Origin of the sequence: Actinoplanes octamycinicus (assembly GCF_014205225.1) — a bacterium.
Classification (GTDB): domain Bacteria; phylum Actinomycetota; class Actinomycetes; order Mycobacteriales; family Micromonosporaceae; genus Actinoplanes; species Actinoplanes octamycinicus.
The window spans coordinates 7,987,651-8,004,106 of the sequence record NZ_JACHNB010000001.1 but is presented as its reverse complement, the minus strand read 5'-3'; the positions used below and the strand labels follow the sequence as shown (position 1 = coordinate 8,004,106).

Annotated in this window: 15 protein-coding genes; 10 read left to right on the top strand and 5 right to left on the bottom strand. The window is 73.1% G+C overall.

Annotated features, from left to right (window positions below; genetic code table 11):
- Positions 1 to 239 precede the first annotated feature (239 nt).
- Positions 240 to 773, top strand: a complete 534-nt coding sequence (locus BJY16_RS36220) for a hypothetical protein (protein ID WP_185044058.1) — start codon at positions 240 to 242, stop codon at positions 771 to 773.
- 12 nt (positions 774 to 785) lie between these two features.
- Here the strand turns inward: BJY16_RS36220 and BJY16_RS36215 are convergent, their stop codons facing one another.
- Positions 786 to 965 (bottom strand): antitoxin, encoded by a 180-nt coding sequence (locus BJY16_RS36215; protein WP_185044057.1) that lies wholly within the window; start codon positions 963 to 965, stop codon positions 786 to 788.
- A 189-nt stretch (positions 966 to 1,154) separates the two neighbouring features.
- Here BJY16_RS36215 and BJY16_RS36210 point away from each other — a divergent pair, with 189 nt between their 5' ends.
- On the top strand, positions 1,155 to 1,847 hold the full coding sequence (locus tag BJY16_RS36210) for a hypothetical protein (protein WP_185044056.1): 693 nt from the start codon (positions 1,155 to 1,157) through the stop codon (positions 1,845 to 1,847).
- A gap of 259 nt (positions 1,848 to 2,106) precedes the next feature.
- A complete protein-coding gene (locus BJY16_RS36205) occupies positions 2,107 to 2,715 on the top strand; it encodes a hypothetical protein (protein ID WP_185044055.1) in 609 nt (202 codons plus the stop codon).
- 277 nt (positions 2,716 to 2,992) lie between these two features.
- Here the strand turns inward: BJY16_RS36205 and BJY16_RS36200 are convergent, their stop codons facing one another.
- Positions 2,993 to 4,216, bottom strand: a complete 1,224-nt coding sequence (locus tag BJY16_RS36200; protein WP_185044054.1) for an MFS transporter — start codon at positions 4,214 to 4,216, stop codon at positions 2,993 to 2,995.
- Positions 4,217 to 4,292: 76 nt separating this feature from the next.
- Here BJY16_RS36200 and BJY16_RS36195 point away from each other — a divergent pair, with 76 nt between their 5' ends.
- The 4 genes from BJY16_RS36195 to BJY16_RS36180 all read left to right on the top strand — a co-directional run bounded on the left by BJY16_RS36195 (position 4,293) and on the right by BJY16_RS36180 (position 10,544).
- Positions 4,293 to 5,288 carry a LacI family DNA-binding transcriptional regulator gene (locus BJY16_RS36195; protein WP_185044053.1) on the top strand — a complete coding sequence of 332 codons (996 nt, stop codon included), beginning with the start codon at positions 4,293 to 4,295 and terminating at the stop codon, positions 5,286 to 5,288.
- The gene (locus BJY16_RS36190) at positions 5,285 to 9,310 is read left to right on the top strand and encodes a SpoIIE family protein phosphatase (RefSeq protein ID WP_185044052.1); all 4,026 of its coding nucleotides are present in this window, start codon (positions 5,285 to 5,287) and stop codon (positions 9,308 to 9,310) included. Before BJY16_RS36195 ends, BJY16_RS36190 begins: the two co-directional genes overlap by 4 nt.
- On the top strand, positions 9,310 to 9,609 hold the full coding sequence (locus BJY16_RS36185) for an STAS domain-containing protein (protein ID WP_185044051.1): 300 nt from the start codon (positions 9,310 to 9,312) through the stop codon (positions 9,607 to 9,609). Before BJY16_RS36190 ends, BJY16_RS36185 begins: the two co-directional genes overlap by 1 nt.
- Before the next feature lie 161 nt (positions 9,610 to 9,770).
- Entirely contained in the window at positions 9,771 to 10,544 is a 774-nt protein-coding gene (locus BJY16_RS36180) for a DUF6807 domain-containing protein (RefSeq protein ID WP_185044050.1), read from the top strand.
- Here BJY16_RS36180 and BJY16_RS36175 read toward each other — a convergent pair.
- Positions 10,541 to 10,993, bottom strand: a complete 453-nt coding sequence (locus BJY16_RS36175; RefSeq protein ID WP_185044049.1) for an SRPBCC family protein — start codon at positions 10,991 to 10,993, stop codon at positions 10,541 to 10,543. The two genes, BJY16_RS36180 and BJY16_RS36175, sit on opposite strands and share 4 nt — an antisense overlap.
- 221 nt (positions 10,994 to 11,214) lie before the next feature.
- On the opposite strand from BJY16_RS36175, the gene BJY16_RS36170 reads away from it, so the two are divergent.
- Positions 11,215 to 11,910: a M23 family metallopeptidase gene (locus BJY16_RS36170; RefSeq protein WP_185044048.1), complete on the top strand. Its 696-nt coding sequence runs from the start codon at positions 11,215 to 11,217 to the stop codon at positions 11,908 to 11,910.
- 56 nt (positions 11,911 to 11,966) lie between these two features.
- On the opposite strand, the gene BJY16_RS48740 is transcribed toward BJY16_RS36170, so the two are convergent.
- Complete coding sequence (locus BJY16_RS48740; protein ID WP_185044047.1) at positions 11,967 to 13,460, bottom strand: DUF6345 domain-containing protein; 1,494 nt, start codon at positions 13,458 to 13,460, stop codon at positions 11,967 to 11,969.
- 83 nt (positions 13,461 to 13,543) lie between these two features.
- Positions 13,544 to 14,248: a hypothetical protein gene (locus BJY16_RS36160; RefSeq protein ID WP_185044046.1), complete on the bottom strand. Its 705-nt coding sequence runs from the start codon at positions 14,246 to 14,248 to the stop codon at positions 13,544 to 13,546.
- Between the two features lie 90 nt (positions 14,249 to 14,338).
- Here BJY16_RS36160 and BJY16_RS36155 point away from each other — a divergent pair, with 90 nt between their 5' ends.
- On the top strand, positions 14,339 to 14,995 hold the full coding sequence (locus BJY16_RS36155; protein ID WP_185044045.1) for a VOC family protein: 657 nt from the start codon (positions 14,339 to 14,341) through the stop codon (positions 14,993 to 14,995).
- 376 nt (positions 14,996 to 15,371) lie between these two features.
- On the top strand, positions 15,372 to 16,298 hold the full coding sequence (locus tag BJY16_RS36150) for a hypothetical protein (protein ID WP_260418353.1): 927 nt from the start codon (positions 15,372 to 15,374) through the stop codon (positions 16,296 to 16,298).
- Positions 16,299 to 16,456 lie beyond the last annotated feature (158 nt).

Below are 16,456 nucleotides of genomic sequence, written 5' to 3'. Positions count from 1 at the left end.
ACTGGCGTCAGGGACTGCCCCCTGGGTGGGCGGGGACTGGCTGTGCCGGCGGGGACTGGCGGGGTGGGCGGATCGCCTCCGGCAATCTCGGACCGACGGCGGGCGGCCGCGTGCTCACGACGTACGAAAGCCGAAGGTCTTGTCCTGGCGGAGTCGGACCGGTCGGCTGCTATTCCTCAGTGGAGCCGCGTCCTATCATCTGCGCTGGTGGTGATCGCAGCAGCGGGAGACAGAGCCGAGTGAGCGTTCCGAGATGGATCCGGTCGTATGCCGGCCCGGCCGTGGTCAGCGTCCTGCTGATCGGCGCCGTGGTGGGCGGGGTCCAGCTGCGGTCCGGCGAGGACGCGGCGAAGGCGAGCGGCTGCCGCGCCGACCCGGCCGCGATCCGCGCCATCCGGGCCGAGCCGATCCTCACCCAGACCCCGCGCCTGGCCCGGCTGGACGACCCGGTCGAGGGCCTGACCTGCGGCACGCCGAGCTCGTTCGGCTCGGTCAGCCGCCGCCTGACCGCCCCGCCGACCGGCACCGACGTGGCGGAGTTCTACGCCGGCCTGGCCGGGCGCACCGGCTGGAAACCGTTCGAGTACAGCAACTACCTCTACTCGGCGACCAAGGAGACCGGCGGCTGCCCGTGGTGGTTCCTGCTGCGCGCCGAGGGCGACGCCTACCAGCTGCGCGTCATGTACCAGCCGGCCGGCGTCCCGGCCACCGACTGCGCCTGGGCCACCACCGAGCCGATCTTCCTCCAGGCCACCATCCCGGTCGGGAGGTGACCCGGGGAGCCGTCACGGCCGGGTGTCGCCGGCTCCGGTGCGGCGCTGCGCCTCGTCGACCGCCTTGTCGATGTGCTGGCGGTACTTCCCGCCGGTACGGTTGTCGATCTGGTCGCCGACCTTCTCCAGGGCCTGGTCGACCTGCTCGTCGTGCTTGTCGATGAAGTCCTTCGCCTTGTCCAGAAAACTCATGATCGCAACCCCCTCGACGCTCTGACCGGCAGGTATGCCCCGTCCGGGCACACCCAAACCGCCACGCCGCGTGGCGGCGTCCGGACGCGCCGCACATGGCGTACGCAATACCAAGGGTGACAGAAAGACGTGCCGCGCCGCCCTCTAGAGTTTGCGTCGGTTCGGCACGCGGTGTGGAAACGAGGCGACATGCGCTGGCTGCGAGGGCTCGGTAAGAAGCGGATCGAGCAGGATCCGATGCGGCAGCAGCAGCTGCTGGGAGAGCTTCGGCAGCGGTTCGGCCCCCACGCCCCGGGCAAGCTCGCCGACCAGGCCGGCCAGGCCGCCGCCCTGCTCGCCGGGGTCGATGGGGTGATCGTCGCGGCGACCGTGTTGCACGAGTTCGCCGACAGCGCCTATGCGAACGTCGCCGCGCAGAGCGCCGCCCTCGGCATGCCGGCCGACCGGCGCAACTACCGGCCGCTCTGGGAGGCCGCCGGCAAGCGGCTCCGGTCGCCGCTGTTCGCCGCGCCGCACGGCCTGCATCCGTACGTGCATGTCGCCGCCGCGGTCCAGGCGGTCGGCGCCCAGCCCGCCGACACGGTCCGGGCCACCGCCACGGTCCCGCTGCTCACCCACATGTTCGAGGTCCTCGACCTGACCCTGGCCGGCTGGGAGTACGGCCGGATCCTGGTCGACGTCGACGGCGCCACCCTCGCGGTCAACCTGATCACCGCCGCCACCGCGATCCGCAACGAGATGTCCGACCCGCCGCCGCTGCCCGCCCCGGCCCGCACCCAGATGCGCAGCAACAAGAGCGTCAACGTCCTCGACCCGGCGGTCAGCCGCATCGTCGGCCAGTGGAACCCGGGCAAACAGATGCGCGAGTGCCTCCTGGCCTGACCCTTCCCCGGTACGTCCGCCGCGCTCGCCTCGCGCCGCCCGCGCGAGGCCGCTGCCACTTCGGTCGCGGCCGCGCCGTAAGCCCCCGGCTGGCTTTCAAGGGTGTCTCGAGCCTCTCGAGACACCCTTGAAAGCCAGCCGGGGACCGCGACTGGCCTGCTCGCCGAGGCTTCGCGGCCAGGGGAGTCGGAAGGGCGAAAAGGCTCAACCGGGACTGGTGGGCGCCGATATGCGCGGGCAGTCCACGGAAGGAGACGACATGGCGCAGGACGCACCACGAGGCGTGCCGGCGCGCGCCGACGGCTGGCGGCCCCAGGACGCGGTGCTCAACGGCCTGATCCACAAATCCATCGAGCAGGCCTACCGGCGCAACTCGGAGACCGGCAGCATGACCGCGTTCTTCGGCGGCGGGCTGGTGCTGCTCGTGCTCGGGGTCATCATCGCGGTCGGCAGCGGCAACCCGGCCATGGCGGTGCTCGTCGTGGTGCTGCTCGCGGTCGGCGGGCTGGCCTACGCCGGGATGAACGCGCCGGCGCCGAAGGTCGACCCGATCCGGATCCTCGACGTGCTCGGCGGCCCGGGCAACCTGCCGGCCGGCTACCTGGTCTACCCGGGGGCCTGGCGGGCCGGCATGCCGGAGTACCTGAACAAGGTCTCCGACCGGCAGCTGTCGATCGCGGCGAAGCTGTGCCGCGAGCACCCCGGCTCGGTCGCCGACCTGATCCGCCTGGTGATGACCGCCGAGGCGCACGCGCACGAGCACGCCTTCGGCAGGTCGGTCACCGAGTCGGACATCTACCGGTTCGCGCACCGCGCCACCATGGAGTGGGCCCGGGTCGCCCCGGCCCCGATGCTGGTGGAGTCCTGACCCGGCTCAGTCGTAGGGCGCGGTCTGCGCGACAAGGAATCTGAAGCGATCGGCCGCCGGCGTCAGCCGGCGGCCGTTTCGCGATGTCAGGCCGACGACCCGCACCCCTGAGGTGCGCCGCACGGCACGGTTCGCCGGGCTGCGGTCACCCCGTTTGCGGTACGCCGCGAGCACCGCTCGCCACCGGCCGCGCCGCGCCGCGCGGCCCGGACCCGGCGGCCGAGGGACGGCGCCGCCGATCAGGCGGGCTGCCGCGTGGCCAGGCGGCGCGTCCCGGTTAGACCAGTGCCGGCTGCTGCTCCCGGGCCGGGGCCGGGGCGTGGCGGAAGTGGGCGACGGCCAGCAGCAGGCCGCCGGCGGCGAGGGCGACGCCGAGCCAGGCCGAGGACAGGTAGCCCCAGCCGGCCGCGATCGCCGCGCCGCCGATCGCGGCGCCCAGGCTGTTGGACAGGTTGATCGCGGACTGGTTGATGGCGGCGCCCATCAGCTGGGTGCCCGGGGCCGCGACCATGAGCTGGCCCTGCAGGGCCGGGACGATGAACAGGCTGGCCGCGCCGACCAGGAACGCGCTGGCGAACAAGCCCACCGGGTGGTTGGCGAGCAGGCCGAACAGGGCGACCGAGGCGAGCAGGCCGGCCAGGCCGCCGAGGACGGCGCGGCGCAGGTCGCGGTCGGCGGCGATGCCACCGGCCGCGATGCCGGCGGTCATGCCGAGGCCCATCACCGCCAGGATCCACGGGACCCGGTCGGCGGGCAGGCCGGTGACGTGCGTGGTGACCGGGGCGACGTAGCTGTTCACCGCGAAGAAGCCGGCCGGGCCGACGGCGACGACCGCGGCGGCGAGCCAGACCGTGGGGGAGCGGAAGGCGGACAGCTCGGCGCGCGGCGAGCCGCCCGGCGCGGCGGCGACCGGCGGGACGACCAGGGCGGCGGCGAGCAGGGTGAGGGCGAAGACGGCGGCGACCGCGAGGTAGGCCACCCGCCAGCCGTGCGCCTGGCCGAGGCCGGTGATCAGCGGGACGCCGACGATGTTCGCCGCGGTCAGGCCGCCGATCACCAGGGCCACTCCCTTGCCCTGGTTGCCGGGGCCGAGGATGGTCGCGGCCAGGATGCCGGCCGCGCCGAAGTAGGCGCCGTGGGCGAGCGCGCCGAGGAACCGGCCGGCCAGCACCAGCTCGAAGGTCGGGGCGAGCGCGGACAGCGCGGTGCCGCCGGCCATCAGCGCGAGCAGGCCGAGGACCAGGCGGCGGCGCGGCACGCGGGCGGTGAGCGCGGCGATGGTGGGCGCCCCGGCGACCACGCCGAGGGCGTAGATCGTGATCATCCAGCCGGCCTGGGCGACCGCGTCCGGGGCGGAGGCCGCGTACCGCCCGGGCAGCAGGTCCCGGGCGATCTCCGGGAGCAGGCCCATGGCGACGAACTCGGTCAGGCCGAGGCCGAAGCCGCCCAGGGCGAGGGCGAGCAGGGCCGCCCAGCGGCGGCCGGCGGTGAGGGTCTCCACGGCACCGGACTCTAGAACGTTCTAGTAGACGTGCGCGAGCGAACGTTCCCGGCGTCACAGCGCCTAAGATCGGCGGATGCGCAGGCCCACCCTCGCCGATGTGGCCGCCGAGGCCGGCGTCTCGGTCGCCCTGGTGTCGATCGTGATGCGCGGCGCGCCCGGCGCCGGTGCCGCCACCCGGGAGCGGGTGCTGGAGGTGGCCCGCCGGCTCGACTACCGGCCGGACACCCGGGCCCGCCTGCTGCGCAGCGGCCGCAGCCAGCTGCTCGGGGTGATGTTCGACGTCCGGCACCCGTTCCACGTCGACGTGCTGACCGGGCTCTACGACGCGGCCGGCCGGGCCGGTTACCAGCTGACGCTGAGCGCGGTGACGCCCCGGCGCGACGAGCGGACCGCGGTCGCCGAGCTGCTCGACGACCGGTGCGAGGCGCTGGTGCTGTTCAGCCCGGAGCTGCCGGCCGCCGAGCTGGCCGCGCTGGCCGCGAGCCGGCCGGTGGTGGCGATGATGCGCACCGTGCGGCGGCGGGACGTGGACGTGGTGCGCACCGACGACGCGCTCGGCTCGCGGCTGGCCGTCGACCATCTGGTCGGGCTGGGACACACCCGGATCGCCCACATCGACGGTGGTGCGCGGCACGGTTCGGCCGAGCGACGGCGGGGGTATGAGGAGGCCATGCAAGGGCACGGGCTGACGTCGTACCGGAAAATCATCCCCGGTGGATCCGGTGAGGACGACGGCGCCCGCGCCGCAGCGGTCCTGCTCGACGAGCTGCCGACGGCGGTGACCGTGTTCAACGACCTGAGCGCCACCGGTCTGCTCGACGTGGTCCGCCGGCGCGGGGTGCGGGTGCCGGAGGAGCTGAGCGTGGTCGGGTACGACGACAGCAGTTTCAGCCGGCTCGGGCACATCGATCTGACCACGGTCGCACAGGACATCGGCCGGATGACGACGGACGCGGTCACCCGTGCGGTGGACCGGATCGAGGCGAGGGCGGTCGCCACGCGGGATATCGTGGTGCCCCCGCGACTGGTCGTCCGCGGCACGACGGGTAAGGGGAGTCAGCACAGGTGAGCGACGTCTTCGCCGCCGACGCCGAGGTCGGCCGGGATCTCGCCGCGGTCGACTGGGCGGCGACCCCGGTCGGGCCGCCGGAGGGTTGGCCGCAGAGCCTGCGGACCGCGGTCAGCATCCTGCTCTCGTCCCGGTTCCCGATGTGGATGGCGTGGGGGCCGCAGCTGACCTTCTTCTGCAACGCCGCCTACCGCCGGGACACCCTGGGCCGCAAGTATCCGTGGGCGCTGGGCCGCCCGGCCAGCGAGGTGTGGGCGGAGATCTGGGGCGACATCGGCCCGCGCATCCAGAACGTGCTGGACACCGGCCAGGCCACCTGGGATGCCAGCCTGCTGCTGTTCCTGGAGCGGTCCGGCTACCCGGAGGAGAGTTACCACACCTTCTCCTACAGCCCGCTGCACGACGACGACGGCGTGCTGGCCGGATTCCTCTGCGTGGTCAGCGAGGACACCGACCGGGTGATCGCCGAGCGGCGGATGGCGACGCTGCGCGACCTCGGCTCGGACCCCAGCGTGATCCGCACCGAGCAGGAGATCCTCACCTTCGCCAACCAGCAGCTGGAGCGGAACCTGCGGGATCTGCCGTTCACGCTCACCTACCTGTTCGACGAGACCGGGCAGGCCCGGCTGCGCTCGTCGTCCGGGATCGCCGCGGACCACCCGGCCGCGCTGAGCATGCTGGCCGCGCCGCCGGAGCCCGGGTTGCTCACCCTGGCCCAGCCGGACCTGCCGGCCGGGGCCTGGCCGGACCCGCCCCGGGAGGCGCTGGTCGTGCCGCTGCTGCGGCAGGGCGACGAGCCGTACGGGTTCTTCGTCGCCGCGCTCAACCGCTACCGCCCGGTCGACGACGCCTACCGCGGGTTCGTCGAGCTGACCGCCGGTCACCTGGCCGCCGGGATCGCCAGCGCCCGCAGTTACCAGGCGCAGCAGCGGCGGGCCGAGGAGCTGGCCGAGCTGGACCGGGCGAAGACCACGTTCTTCTCCAACATCAGCCACGAGTTCCGCACCCCGCTCACCCTGATCATGGGGCCGCTGGACGAGCTACGGGCCCGGCTGGCGGGCGCCGACCAGGAGATCCTCGACGAGCTGGACGTGATGCACCGCAACGGGCTGCGGCTCGGCAAGCTGGTCAACGCGCTGCTCGACTTCTCCCGGCTGGAAGCCGGCCGGATGCAGGCGCACTTCGAGGCGGTCGACCTGTCCGCCACCACCGCCGAGCTGGCCAGCGTCTTCCGGTCGGCGATCGAGCGGGCCGGGCTCGCCTTCGAGGTGGACTGCCCGCCGCTGCCCGAGCCGGTGCTGATCGACCGGGGCATGTGGGAGAAGGTCGTCCTCAACCTGCTCAGCAACGCGCTGAAGTTCACCTTCGACGGCTCGATCCGGGTGTCGGTGCGCGCCTCGGCCGACCACCGGGCGGTGGTCACCGTCGCCGACACCGGGATCGGGGTGGCGCCGGCCGAGATGCCCCGGCTGTTCGAGCGGTTCCACCGGATCGACAACGCCCGGTCCCGCTCGCACGAGGGCAGCGGCATCGGGCTGGCGCTGGTGAAGGAGCTGGTCGGGCTGCACGACGGCACGATCACCGCGGACAGCGAGCCGGGGAAGGGCACGGTGTTCACGATCCGGCTCCCGTTCGGCTCCGGCCCGGTAGTGGCCGACGGCGCCGCGACCGCGGTCTCGGCCACCGTCGAGCCGTTCCTGCAGGAGGCGAACCGCTGGCTGCCCGGCGACGCGCTGTTGGAGACGCCGGTGGCGAGCGGGCCGGCCGGCGACGCGGCCGACGTCGTGGTCGCCGACGACAACGCCGACATGCGCGACTACCTGACCCGGCTGCTGCGCTCGGCCGGGCACCGGGTCACCGCGGTCGGCGACGGCCGGCTCGCCCTGGAGGCGATCCGCGCCGACGCGCCCGACCTGGTGGTCAGTGACGTGATGATGCCCCGGATGAACGGGCTCGAGCTGGTCGCCGCGCTGCGCGCGGACAGCCGCACGGCCGGCGTGCCGGTGCTGCTGCTCTCCGCCCGGGCCGGCGAGGAGGCGTCGATCGAGGGCCTGGAGGCGGGCGCCGACGACTACCTGTTCAAGCCGTTCTCGGCGGCCGAGCTGCTGGCCCGGGTGCGGGCCAACGTGGAGCTGGCCCGGCTGCGCAATCACCACGCCCGGTGGCGTACCGCGCTGGTCGACTCGCTGCAGGAGGCGTTCTTCGTCTGCGACGAGGACGGCGCGGTCATCGAGATCAACGCCGCTTTCACCGACAAGCTCGGCTTCGGCCCGGAGGGGCTCCCGTACGCCCCGGTCCACCCGTGGTGGCCGGACGCGGAGCGCGAGCCGGACGCCCACGCCCAGGTGCGGGCGGCTTTCGACCTGCTCATGCAGCAGCGGCACGGCGACTACACGATCCCGGTCCGGCACCGGGACGGGCACACGCTCTGGGTGGCCGCCGCGTTCAACCACGTGCGCGACCCGGAGAGCGGCCGGGGCGTGATCGTCGGGACGTTCCGTGACGTGACTGACGAGCACTACGCGATCCAGCGGGAGACCGCCCTGGCGGCGCTGAGCGTGCGGCTGTCCGAAGCGGACCACCTGGCCGACGCGGTGGCCGGGGCGCTCGACGAGCTGCACGGGCTGTGGCAGGCGTCGTACGTGCTGGCCGCCGTCTTCGACAGCGCCGGCGAACCCGCCGTGATCAGTACCGACCCCGCCTTGACCTGGGCCGGCCTGCCGCAGGACCGGCTGCTCACGCTCCGCGACAAGCCGCTGCTCACCCCGGTCACCGAGCACAACTCGGGCGCCGGGATCAGCCTGGAGCACCCGCAGGGCACCATGGTCCTCTGGGTCGAGCTGAGCCACCGCCGCCCGTTCACCGAGCAGGACCAGACGCTGCTCGCGCTGCTCGCCGGGCACCTGGCCCAGGGCCTGCGCCGGGTGCACCAGATCGACCAGCAGCGGGAGACCGCGCTGGCCCTGCAGCGCGCCATCCTGGGCCCGGCGCAGCTGCCGATCGGGTTCGCGGTCCGCTACGAGCCGGCCACCCGGCCGCTCAAGGTGGGCGGCGACTGGTACGACACCATCCCGCTCCCGGACGGCCGGATCGGCCTGGTGGTCGGCGACTGCGTCGGGCACGGGCTGCGCGCCGCCACCGTGATGGGCCAGCTGCGCTCCGCCTGCCGGGCCCTGCTGCTGCAGAACACCAGCCCGGCGCAGACGCTGACCGCGCTCGACCGGTTCGCCGCCCTGCTGCCCGGGGCGAGCTGCGCCACCGTGTTCTGCGGCGTGCTCGACCCGGCCACCGGCCACCTGCGCTACTCGGCGGCCGGGCACCCGCCGCCGATCGCGGCGCTCGCCGACGGCACCACCCACCTGCTCGACCAGGGCCGGTCCCGGCCGCTGGCGATCCGCCCGGACCAGGCCCGGCGGGAGGCGGAGTTCGACCTGGCGCCGCGCACCACCCTGCTGCTCTACACCGATGGCCTGATCGAGCGACGCCGGCAGCCGCTGACCACCGGCATCGACCGGGCCGCCGAGGCGGTCCAGTTGGGCCGCCGCACCCCGATCGAGGACCTGGCCACCGAGGTGATGGAGCGGCTCGCGCCGGCCGGCGGGTTCGACGACGACGTGGCGCTGCTGCTCTACCGCCAGCCCGGCCCGCTGGAGATCGAGTTCCCGGCCGAGTCGTCCCGGCTGGCCCCGATCCGGACCGCGCTGCGCGGCTGGCTGGAGAGCTGCGGGGTGGACCAGGTGACCGCGCAGAACGTTCTGGTCGCGGCCGGCGAGGCGTGCGCCAACGCGATCGAGCACGGACACCGCGACCTGACCGGCGGGCTGATCAAGCTGCGCGCCGCGGCCACCGCGGACATGCTGCGGCTGATCGTCTCGGACACCGGCCGGTGGAAGGTGCCGCGGCCGGGTGACAACCCGCACCGCGGTCGCGGCATCATGCTGATGCGGGCCTTCATGGGTGACGTCACGATCACCACCGGGACCACCGGGACCATCATCGACATGCAGACGAGGATCGCCTGATGACCACCGCGCTCACGCTGACCACGGGCCAGGACGCCGCCGGCGCCGTCGTGCTCACCGCGGTCGGCGAGATCGACATGAGCAACGCGGAGTCCTTCGCCGCGGCGCTCGGCGAGGCCCGCCCGGTCGACGGTCAGCCGCTGCTGGTCGACCTGACCGCGGTGGAGTATCTGGACAGCGCGGGTCTGGCCGCGCTGTTCGAGCACGCCGAGCGGATCGAGGTGATCGCCGGGCCGCTGCTCTCCCCGTTGCTGACCATTTCCGGTCTCGCCGATCTGACCACGGTCCGCAGTCGCTGACTCGCCGGCGGTTGCTGTTGGTTTTTGTTCGGATACTGTCCGAGCTGCCCGTTATCTAGCCGTTAGCGGCAACCGCCTTGACGGGACTCCCACGGGGAAGGTTGACTCTGCTTGTTCGTGAGCGAACACGTCAGAATATGTTCGAGCTTCGAGGAGGCCGGATGCGCGCGGCCCTCACCGTCCACCGCTCGGTCACCATCTCCGCAGCTGACGACCCCCTCGTCGTCTACACCTACGGCGCTCCCCGCCCCGGCCTGACCGGCGGCCGCCTGCCCGTCCCGGTCAGCTGGCAGCCGCCGCTGGCCGACCCGGGGACCGCCACCCACCTGACGCTCACCGAGCTCTCCGCCACCCCGGCCGGCGCCACCGTCGCGCACCACCTGAGCTGGCCGGCCATCGACGAGTGGCGGTCGCTGACCGCCGCCCCGGCCGGCCGGGGCTGGCTGCTGCTCCTGGAGAACACCATCACCAACGTGACCGGCCGCCCGCTGCCGCTGACCGGCCCGGCGCTGCGTCTGCCGGGGATCGCCGCCCGGCCCGCGGCCCGCGCCGAGTGGCAGGCCGGGCACACCCCGGACGCCACCGTCGTGGTGGTCGACGACGCCGCCAACCTGGCACACCCGCCGCGCTGGCCGGCCGGTCTCAGCCCGGCGCCGTTCGACGCCGCCGGGTTCGCGCTGCGTCCGGGCCGCACCATCGCCTTCCGGTACGCCGTGGTGATCGCCCCGGCCGGCCACGCCGCCGCGCCCCTGGCCGACCTGGGCCGCGCCGCCCTGTCCGGCCCGCTGCCGGCCCGCGCCGACATCTGCCCGGGCGAGCGCCCACCGCGCCGCCCGGCCGCCGCTCCAGTCAGCGCCGGCGTCCCGGCCGGGCACCGCCGCGCCCCCCGCTTCTGCCCCGCCGACCACGCCGGCCCGCCCCGGGACCGCGGCTAGCGCGCGACCGCGTGGCGCGCCTCGATCGCCTTGACCGTGTTGTGCAGGGCCTTGCCCAGCGCGCCCTTCGCCACCGAGCCGAGCAGCAGCCCGGTCACCTTGCCCTTGAGGTTCTTGCCGTCGCGCACCACGACCGCGTCCAGCCGGGTGGTGCCGTCCGGCAGCGGCGTCAGCGTGTAGGTGTGCCCGGAGTTCCCGCCCCACAGGTTGGAGTCGGTGGTGGTCATCACGATGCGGCGCGGATCCGACCAGTCGTAGCGCAGCCGCTCCCAGACGCCGCCCGCGCCCTCGGTGACGTCGGCCCAGTCCGGGCCGGAGCCGTGCACCCGCAGGCCGGCGTCCGAGCTGTTCGCGAAGAGCTCCTGCCGCCCCGGGCCGAAATCGGTGATCCCGGCCAGCAGCTGCTCGGGCGTCGCGGTGCTGGTCTCGGTGAAGTGGATGGTGGACATGGCCGGCTCCCTCGGATCGGGCTCTCTCTGACAGCTGGAAGACTGCCCGTCACCCGCCCCGCTTCGAGCCCGTGCCGGCCCCTGGTCACCCCCGGGCCGGTCCCTGGCCGGCCCCGGGCGCGCACCGGACCGCGGGCCCGCGCCGGGCTTCTTTCCCCATCTTTCGGTACGCCCGCCGCTCCGCCGTGCCACGCGTTGCGAGGGGTGGGCACGCTGAGCGGATGCCGATCGTGTTGCGACTGCCGTTCCGGGGGACCTGGCTCGTCGAGAACAGCCCGGCGCGCCGGGTGCCCAGCCACGGGACCGCGGCGTTCGGGGCCAGCCACGCGATCGACTTCGTCGCGGTGCGGGACCGGCGGACCGCGCCGGTGCGGGACTGGCGCAGCGTGCTGGGTGTCGAGCCGGTCGACCGGTTCTACGGCTTCGACCAGGAGATCCTCGCCCCGGCGGGCGGCCGGGTGCGCGCCGCGGAGGACGGGGTGCCCGATCTGGTGGCGCGGCGCTCGCTGGTCTCCCGGGCCGGGTACGCGCTGACCCAGGCGGCCCGGGCCCGGGCCGGCGCGCGGGGACTGGCCGGCAACCACGTGATCATCGAGCTGGCCGAGGGCGGGTTCCTGGTGGTGGCCCACCTGCGGCAGGGCACGGTGGCGGTGCGGCCGGGGGAGAGCGTGGCGGCCGGGCAGGTGCTGGGGCGCTGCGGGAACTCCGGCAACTCCACCCAGCCGCACGTCCACGTGCAGGTGATGGACCGGGCCGACCCGTTCACCGCGGCCGGGGTGCCGATCCTCTTCCGGGACTTCCGGATCCACGGCCGGGACGGCGCCGCGGAGACCGTCGGGTTCGGGGTGCCGGACACCGGGGACGTCGTCGAACCGGTCGGTGGGCACGGGGCTCACCGCGTACCGGAAAGCCTGTGAAGGAAAGAAGCGAGGCCGGGCACCGGGCAAGCGCCGGCGCCCGGCCTCGGCGCCGGTCAGGAGATCGGCTCCTCCAGGACGTAGCGCTTGGCCAGCCCCTGGCCGAAGTCGACCTCGACCTCACGGCGTGCCACCAGCACCGCGTTGTTGCCGCGGACGGCGTAACCGACCTCGGACGACTCCGGCACCTCGCGGACCGCGCTCGGCACCCGCCCGCTCGACGCGGCCCGGCGCAACCGGCGCTGCAGCGCCGCGCTGAACAGCTCCTCGACGTCCCGCTCGGCGTTGCCGGGCGGGGCGGCCGGGGCGTCGCGCAGGTCGGCGACCGGCCGGGTGGAGTCGGCGATGGCGGTCACGTTGCGCTCGTTGTCCACCCGCACCTGCAGCCGGCCCCGGTCCGGGCTGACCACCGGCGTGCCGTCGATCAGCTGGACGAAACCGACCGTGCGCTCCCGGATCCGCGGCTCCACCCGCTCGTCCGCGGAGGCGCCGGCGTGCCGGTCGTAGCGGATGTGGTCGACGGCCAGCTCGGCGTGCTCGGCGAGCCGGTACTGCTCGACCGCCCGGCGGGCCACGGCGACTGCCTCGTCGTCGGTCAGCTCCTGGTACGTCTCGGCCGGCGGGGCCAGCGTGATCTCCCGGGTGCCGCTCGCGCCGAGCACCACCCTGGCCGAGCCGTCGAACCGGTCGGTCCAGGCCGCGGCCAGGTCGTGGACGCCGGCCGGGCTGAACTTCGCCGACCGGGTGCCGCGCGGCACGGCCAGGGTGCGGGCGCGCAGCGACGCCCGGTCGTACCAGCGCCACCACCACCAGGCGGTGTTCGCCCGCCCGGCGTCGAACAGCCGCTCGTTGAACAGCCGGTCGGTGGCCTCGGCCTGGGTCGCCCCGCACGCGGTCACGGCCGGCTCCTGGCCGTGGCTGATCCGCCAGGAGGCGTCCAGGAAGGCGGTGCTGAACGACTTGCCCTTGTTCCACTCCTCGAAGAAGTACCGGCCGTAGTTGCCGTTGTCGACGCTGACCGTCTCGTAGCCGAGGATCATCCGCAGCCCGAGGTTCGCGGTCGACCAGGTGCGGATCGGGCTGTGGCCGCCCTTGACCCGGACCGACTCGCAGGTGGACCAGAACACGTACCGGGCGTACTCGTTGCCCAGCCGCATGTCGTTGGAGCTGGTCCAGTGGTCGCCGCCCCAGTCGTTGCCGACCGGGATGGAGAACACGCCGTTGCTGGCCATCCCGCCGTGCCCGGAGTGGTAGACCACCTTCGCGGCGTCGAACCCGTAGTCGTCCTGCCAGTTGTCGTAGGTCTCCTCGTAGATCCACTGCCCGACGTTGCCGTCCCGGTACCAGCCGTTCGGGGTGTTGAACTGCTTGACGTAGTCGTAGAAGCCCTGCGCGTCGTCGTGGGTGAGGCTCAGATCGCCGACTCCGGGCGGGAAGTCCTCGATCGAGGTGAAGAAGTAGATGTCCTGCTGGGTGCCCTTGGCGGCGTCATCGCTCCCGGCGTTCGGGTTCGCGCCGGACACCAGGCGGGCGTCAACGAGCTCGGTCATGAGTGCTCCTCTGTGCTGGTGGGTCACCAGGTACGGAGCGCCGTCCGGCCCGGGAGATACCGAGCCGTCCACGAATTGACAATTCAGCCGATCGTGATGGCCGCGCCGGTGAGCGTGAGGTACCAGTCGGAGTCGGTGAAACCGGGTCCGGTCTCCGGGCCGATGTAGGCGTCGAGGTGGCGCGAGCCGCCCAGGCCCGGGGTGAACTCGTCGGTGATCTGCCAGGCCGCGTCGCGCAGCGCGGCGCAGATCGCGGCCGGCGGCGACGAGCCGTCGTCCTGGCTGCCGCAGGCGCTGATCCGGAACCGGGTACCGTCCGGCAGCACGTTCGGGTCGGCGGCGGCCGAGACGAACGGGGTGAGCCGGTCCCCATCGGTGTCCCGGGGCGCCGAGTCCAGCCAGAAGCCGACGTCGTAGGACCAGTTCAGGTACTGCCCGGCGGTGGTCCGCCCGGTGCCCTCGTCCTGCACCGCCTGCACGAAGTCGGCCGGAAAGGTGCCCAGGTCGGCGGTGCCGTGCGCGCAGTCCAGTCGCGGACATCCGGTGACCGTGGTCGGCGCGCCGGTGTGGAACCGCTCGACGGCCGTGTAGTAGACCGTGATCTCCCAGCCCGAACTGGCGTCGGCGGCGGAACTGGCCGGCGCGGCGGTGCGGACCGGCACCGATGACGTGGCGCTCACCCGCGGCGGCGGGGACGGCTTCGCCGATTCCGGCGACGGCGGCGCCGTGCCGCACCCGGCCAGCGCCGCGACCGCGAGAAGAAGACAGGCCCGCACCTCGTCCAGCATGCCAAGCCGGACGCGGCGGGACCGGCGGAACGCCGAGGCCCACACCACCGCGCCGGGACCGGCAGCCCAGGAGGAGAGGAGGATGGGCGGATGGATGCGGTAGCCCGGCTCGACCTGGTCATCTTCGACGCGGTGGACATCGACGCGGTCGGGGCCTTCTACGCCGGGCTGACCGGGTGGGATGTGGTGCGGCAAGACGCCGACCGGTTCGGGATCCGCGACCCGAGCGGGCAGGAGATCGAGTTCCAGCGCGCGCCGGACCACGTGCAGCCGCGCTGGCCCGGGCAGGACTGGCCGCAGCAGTTCCACCTGGACCTGCGGGTCGGCGAGCCGCGGGTGGAGGCGGGGCGGGCGATCCGGCTCGGTGCCCGGCTGCTCTCCGACGGCCCGCGCGGGATCACCCTGGCCGACCCGGCCGGCCACCCGTTCGACCTGTGCGCGGGCGACGACTCGCTGCCGTTCACCGTGACGATCGACGCGCCGGACGCCGGGGCGCTGGCCCGCTTCTACGCCGGGCTGCTCGGCGGGATGCCCGCCCTTCTGCGGTTCCAGCAGGTCAAGGAGTACCGCGAGCCGCGGTGGCCGGACCCGGCCCGCCCCCAGCAGGCCCACCTCGACCTGCTCGTCACCGACCTGGCTGCGGCCGAGTCCCGGGCGGTGGGCCTGGGGGCCCGCTCCCTGCACATCGCCGAGCACTTCACGGTCTTCGCCGATCCGGCGGGCCACCCGTTCTGCCTCGTCCACTGAGTCTCAGGCGCGGCCGGATGGCCGGATTGTCGCCGGTGTCGGCGCGATGATGGCTGGTGCGGCGTTCGCCGCCACAGGATCCGGTGACGCGGCCGCGGGCCACGCATCCGGCAACGCGTCATCCCAGGACTGCGCGGCCGTCCTCCAGCAGTTCGGTGCCACCAGGGCCGACGCGTTCGCCAAGAGCGACGCCGCGGACGTGGGCGCGACGATGCTTGCGACTGCACGCCCCGGGAGTCCGTTAAAGAAACTTTAAGGATCGCTTGCTCAGCGTCATGAACTGCTGCCAACGCATTGCTCGTATTTCTTGGCACAAGCAAGACCGAAACCTCGTGTATCTCGGCCAAAGCAGTACCGAAACGAAGAGGAGCCGTGCATGTATCGACGCGGAGTCAGCAGCTATCGACGCGGAGTCAGCAGCCGGACGCGCAAGCTGGTGATTGGAGGTGCCGCCGCAGCGCTGCTCGGTTCGGCGCTCGCGGTCGGCACGGGGATGGGTCAGGCCGCCGAACAGGGCAACGCCGGAGCCAGCTCCGGCAACATCAACGCTTTGGTGCCGGCGCTGGGTTTCAGCCCGGGCGATCCGAACGCGACGGCCGACCGCGTGGGCCCTACCGGGGTGAATGTTCCCGGTCGCTGCCCGCCCACTCAGGCACAGGTGAACGCGCAGGTAGCGCTCAAGAATGCGAACCTTCCGAGTGGAACGGACCTGGAAAGCCGCATCCAACGTTTCGAGAAGACCTTGTCGGCGATTCAGGACTTGAAATGCCCCGCATCGTCCACGACTTTGCTGGGCCGTTTGAAGTCCTTGACCGCGCTGCGCGGAGACGCGAACCGCGATGACGTCCTGCGTGGTTTGGGTCTGAACGAAACGCCGGCGGACAAAGCCGCCGGTGCAGGATCCGGTGACGCGGCCGCGGGTGGAGCGACGGGGAACGCCGGAGCCGGTTCCGGCAACATCAACGCTTTGGTGCCGGCGCTGGGTTTCAGCCCGGGCGATCCGAACGCGACGGCCGACCGCGTGGGCCCCACCGGGGTGAATGTTCCCGGTCGCTGCCCGCCCACTCAAGCGCAGGTGAACGCGCAGGTAGCGCTCAAGAATGCGAACCTTCCGAGTGGAACGGACCTGGAAAGCCGCATCCAACGTTTCGAGAAGACCTTGTCGGCGATTCAAGACTTGAAATGCCCCGCATCGTCCACGACCTTGCTGGGCCGCTTGAAGTCCTTGACCGCGCTGCGCGGAAACCCGAACCGCGATAACATCCTGCGTAATCTGGGTCTGAACGAAACGCCAGCGGGATAAAGCCGTAGGGAATGCGACGCCGCAAACGTCGCGCCAGCGAAATAAGCGGCTCGTAACGCGGCGACGCGGACACGGGCAACCTGATCCTTCACGGATCCTGATCCACCGCAAGGAACCGCCTCGCCGGAGGCCCTCGCACCACGGGGGTCTCCGGCGCG

Excerpts from the sequence above, each read along its gene's own strand:
- BJY16_RS36215 (WP_185044057.1), bottom strand. The coding sequence starts at position 965 with ATGAGTTTTCTGGACAAGGCGAAGGACTTCATCGACAAGCACGACGAG.
- BJY16_RS36210 (WP_185044056.1), top strand. The coding sequence starts at position 1,155 with ATGCGCTGGCTGCGAGGGCTCGGTAAGAAGCGGATCGAGCAGGATCCG.
- BJY16_RS36205 (WP_185044055.1), top strand. The coding sequence starts at position 2,107 with ATGGCGCAGGACGCACCACGAGGCGTGCCGGCGCGCGCCGACGGCTGG.
- BJY16_RS36195 (WP_185044053.1), top strand. The coding sequence starts at position 4,293 with ATGCGCAGGCCCACCCTCGCCGATGTGGCCGCCGAGGCCGGCGTCTCG.
- BJY16_RS36185 (WP_185044051.1), top strand. The coding sequence starts at position 9,310 with ATGACCACCGCGCTCACGCTGACCACGGGCCAGGACGCCGCCGGCGCC.
- BJY16_RS36180 (WP_185044050.1), top strand. The coding sequence starts at position 9,771 with ATGCGCGCGGCCCTCACCGTCCACCGCTCGGTCACCATCTCCGCAGCT.
- BJY16_RS36175 (WP_185044049.1), bottom strand. The coding sequence starts at position 10,993 with ATGTCCACCATCCACTTCACCGAGACCAGCACCGCGACGCCCGAGCAG.
- BJY16_RS36170 (WP_185044048.1), top strand. The coding sequence starts at position 11,215 with ATGCCGATCGTGTTGCGACTGCCGTTCCGGGGGACCTGGCTCGTCGAG.
- BJY16_RS48740 (WP_185044047.1), bottom strand. The coding sequence starts at position 13,460 with ATGACCGAGCTCGTTGACGCCCGCCTGGTGTCCGGCGCGAACCCGAAC.
- BJY16_RS36160 (WP_185044046.1), bottom strand. The coding sequence starts at position 14,248 with ATGCTGGACGAGGTGCGGGCCTGTCTTCTTCTCGCGGTCGCGGCGCTG.
- BJY16_RS36155 (WP_185044045.1), top strand. The coding sequence starts at position 14,339 with ATGGATGCGGTAGCCCGGCTCGACCTGGTCATCTTCGACGCGGTGGAC.
- BJY16_RS36150 (WP_260418353.1), top strand. The coding sequence starts at position 15,372 with ATGTATCGACGCGGAGTCAGCAGCTATCGACGCGGAGTCAGCAGCCGG.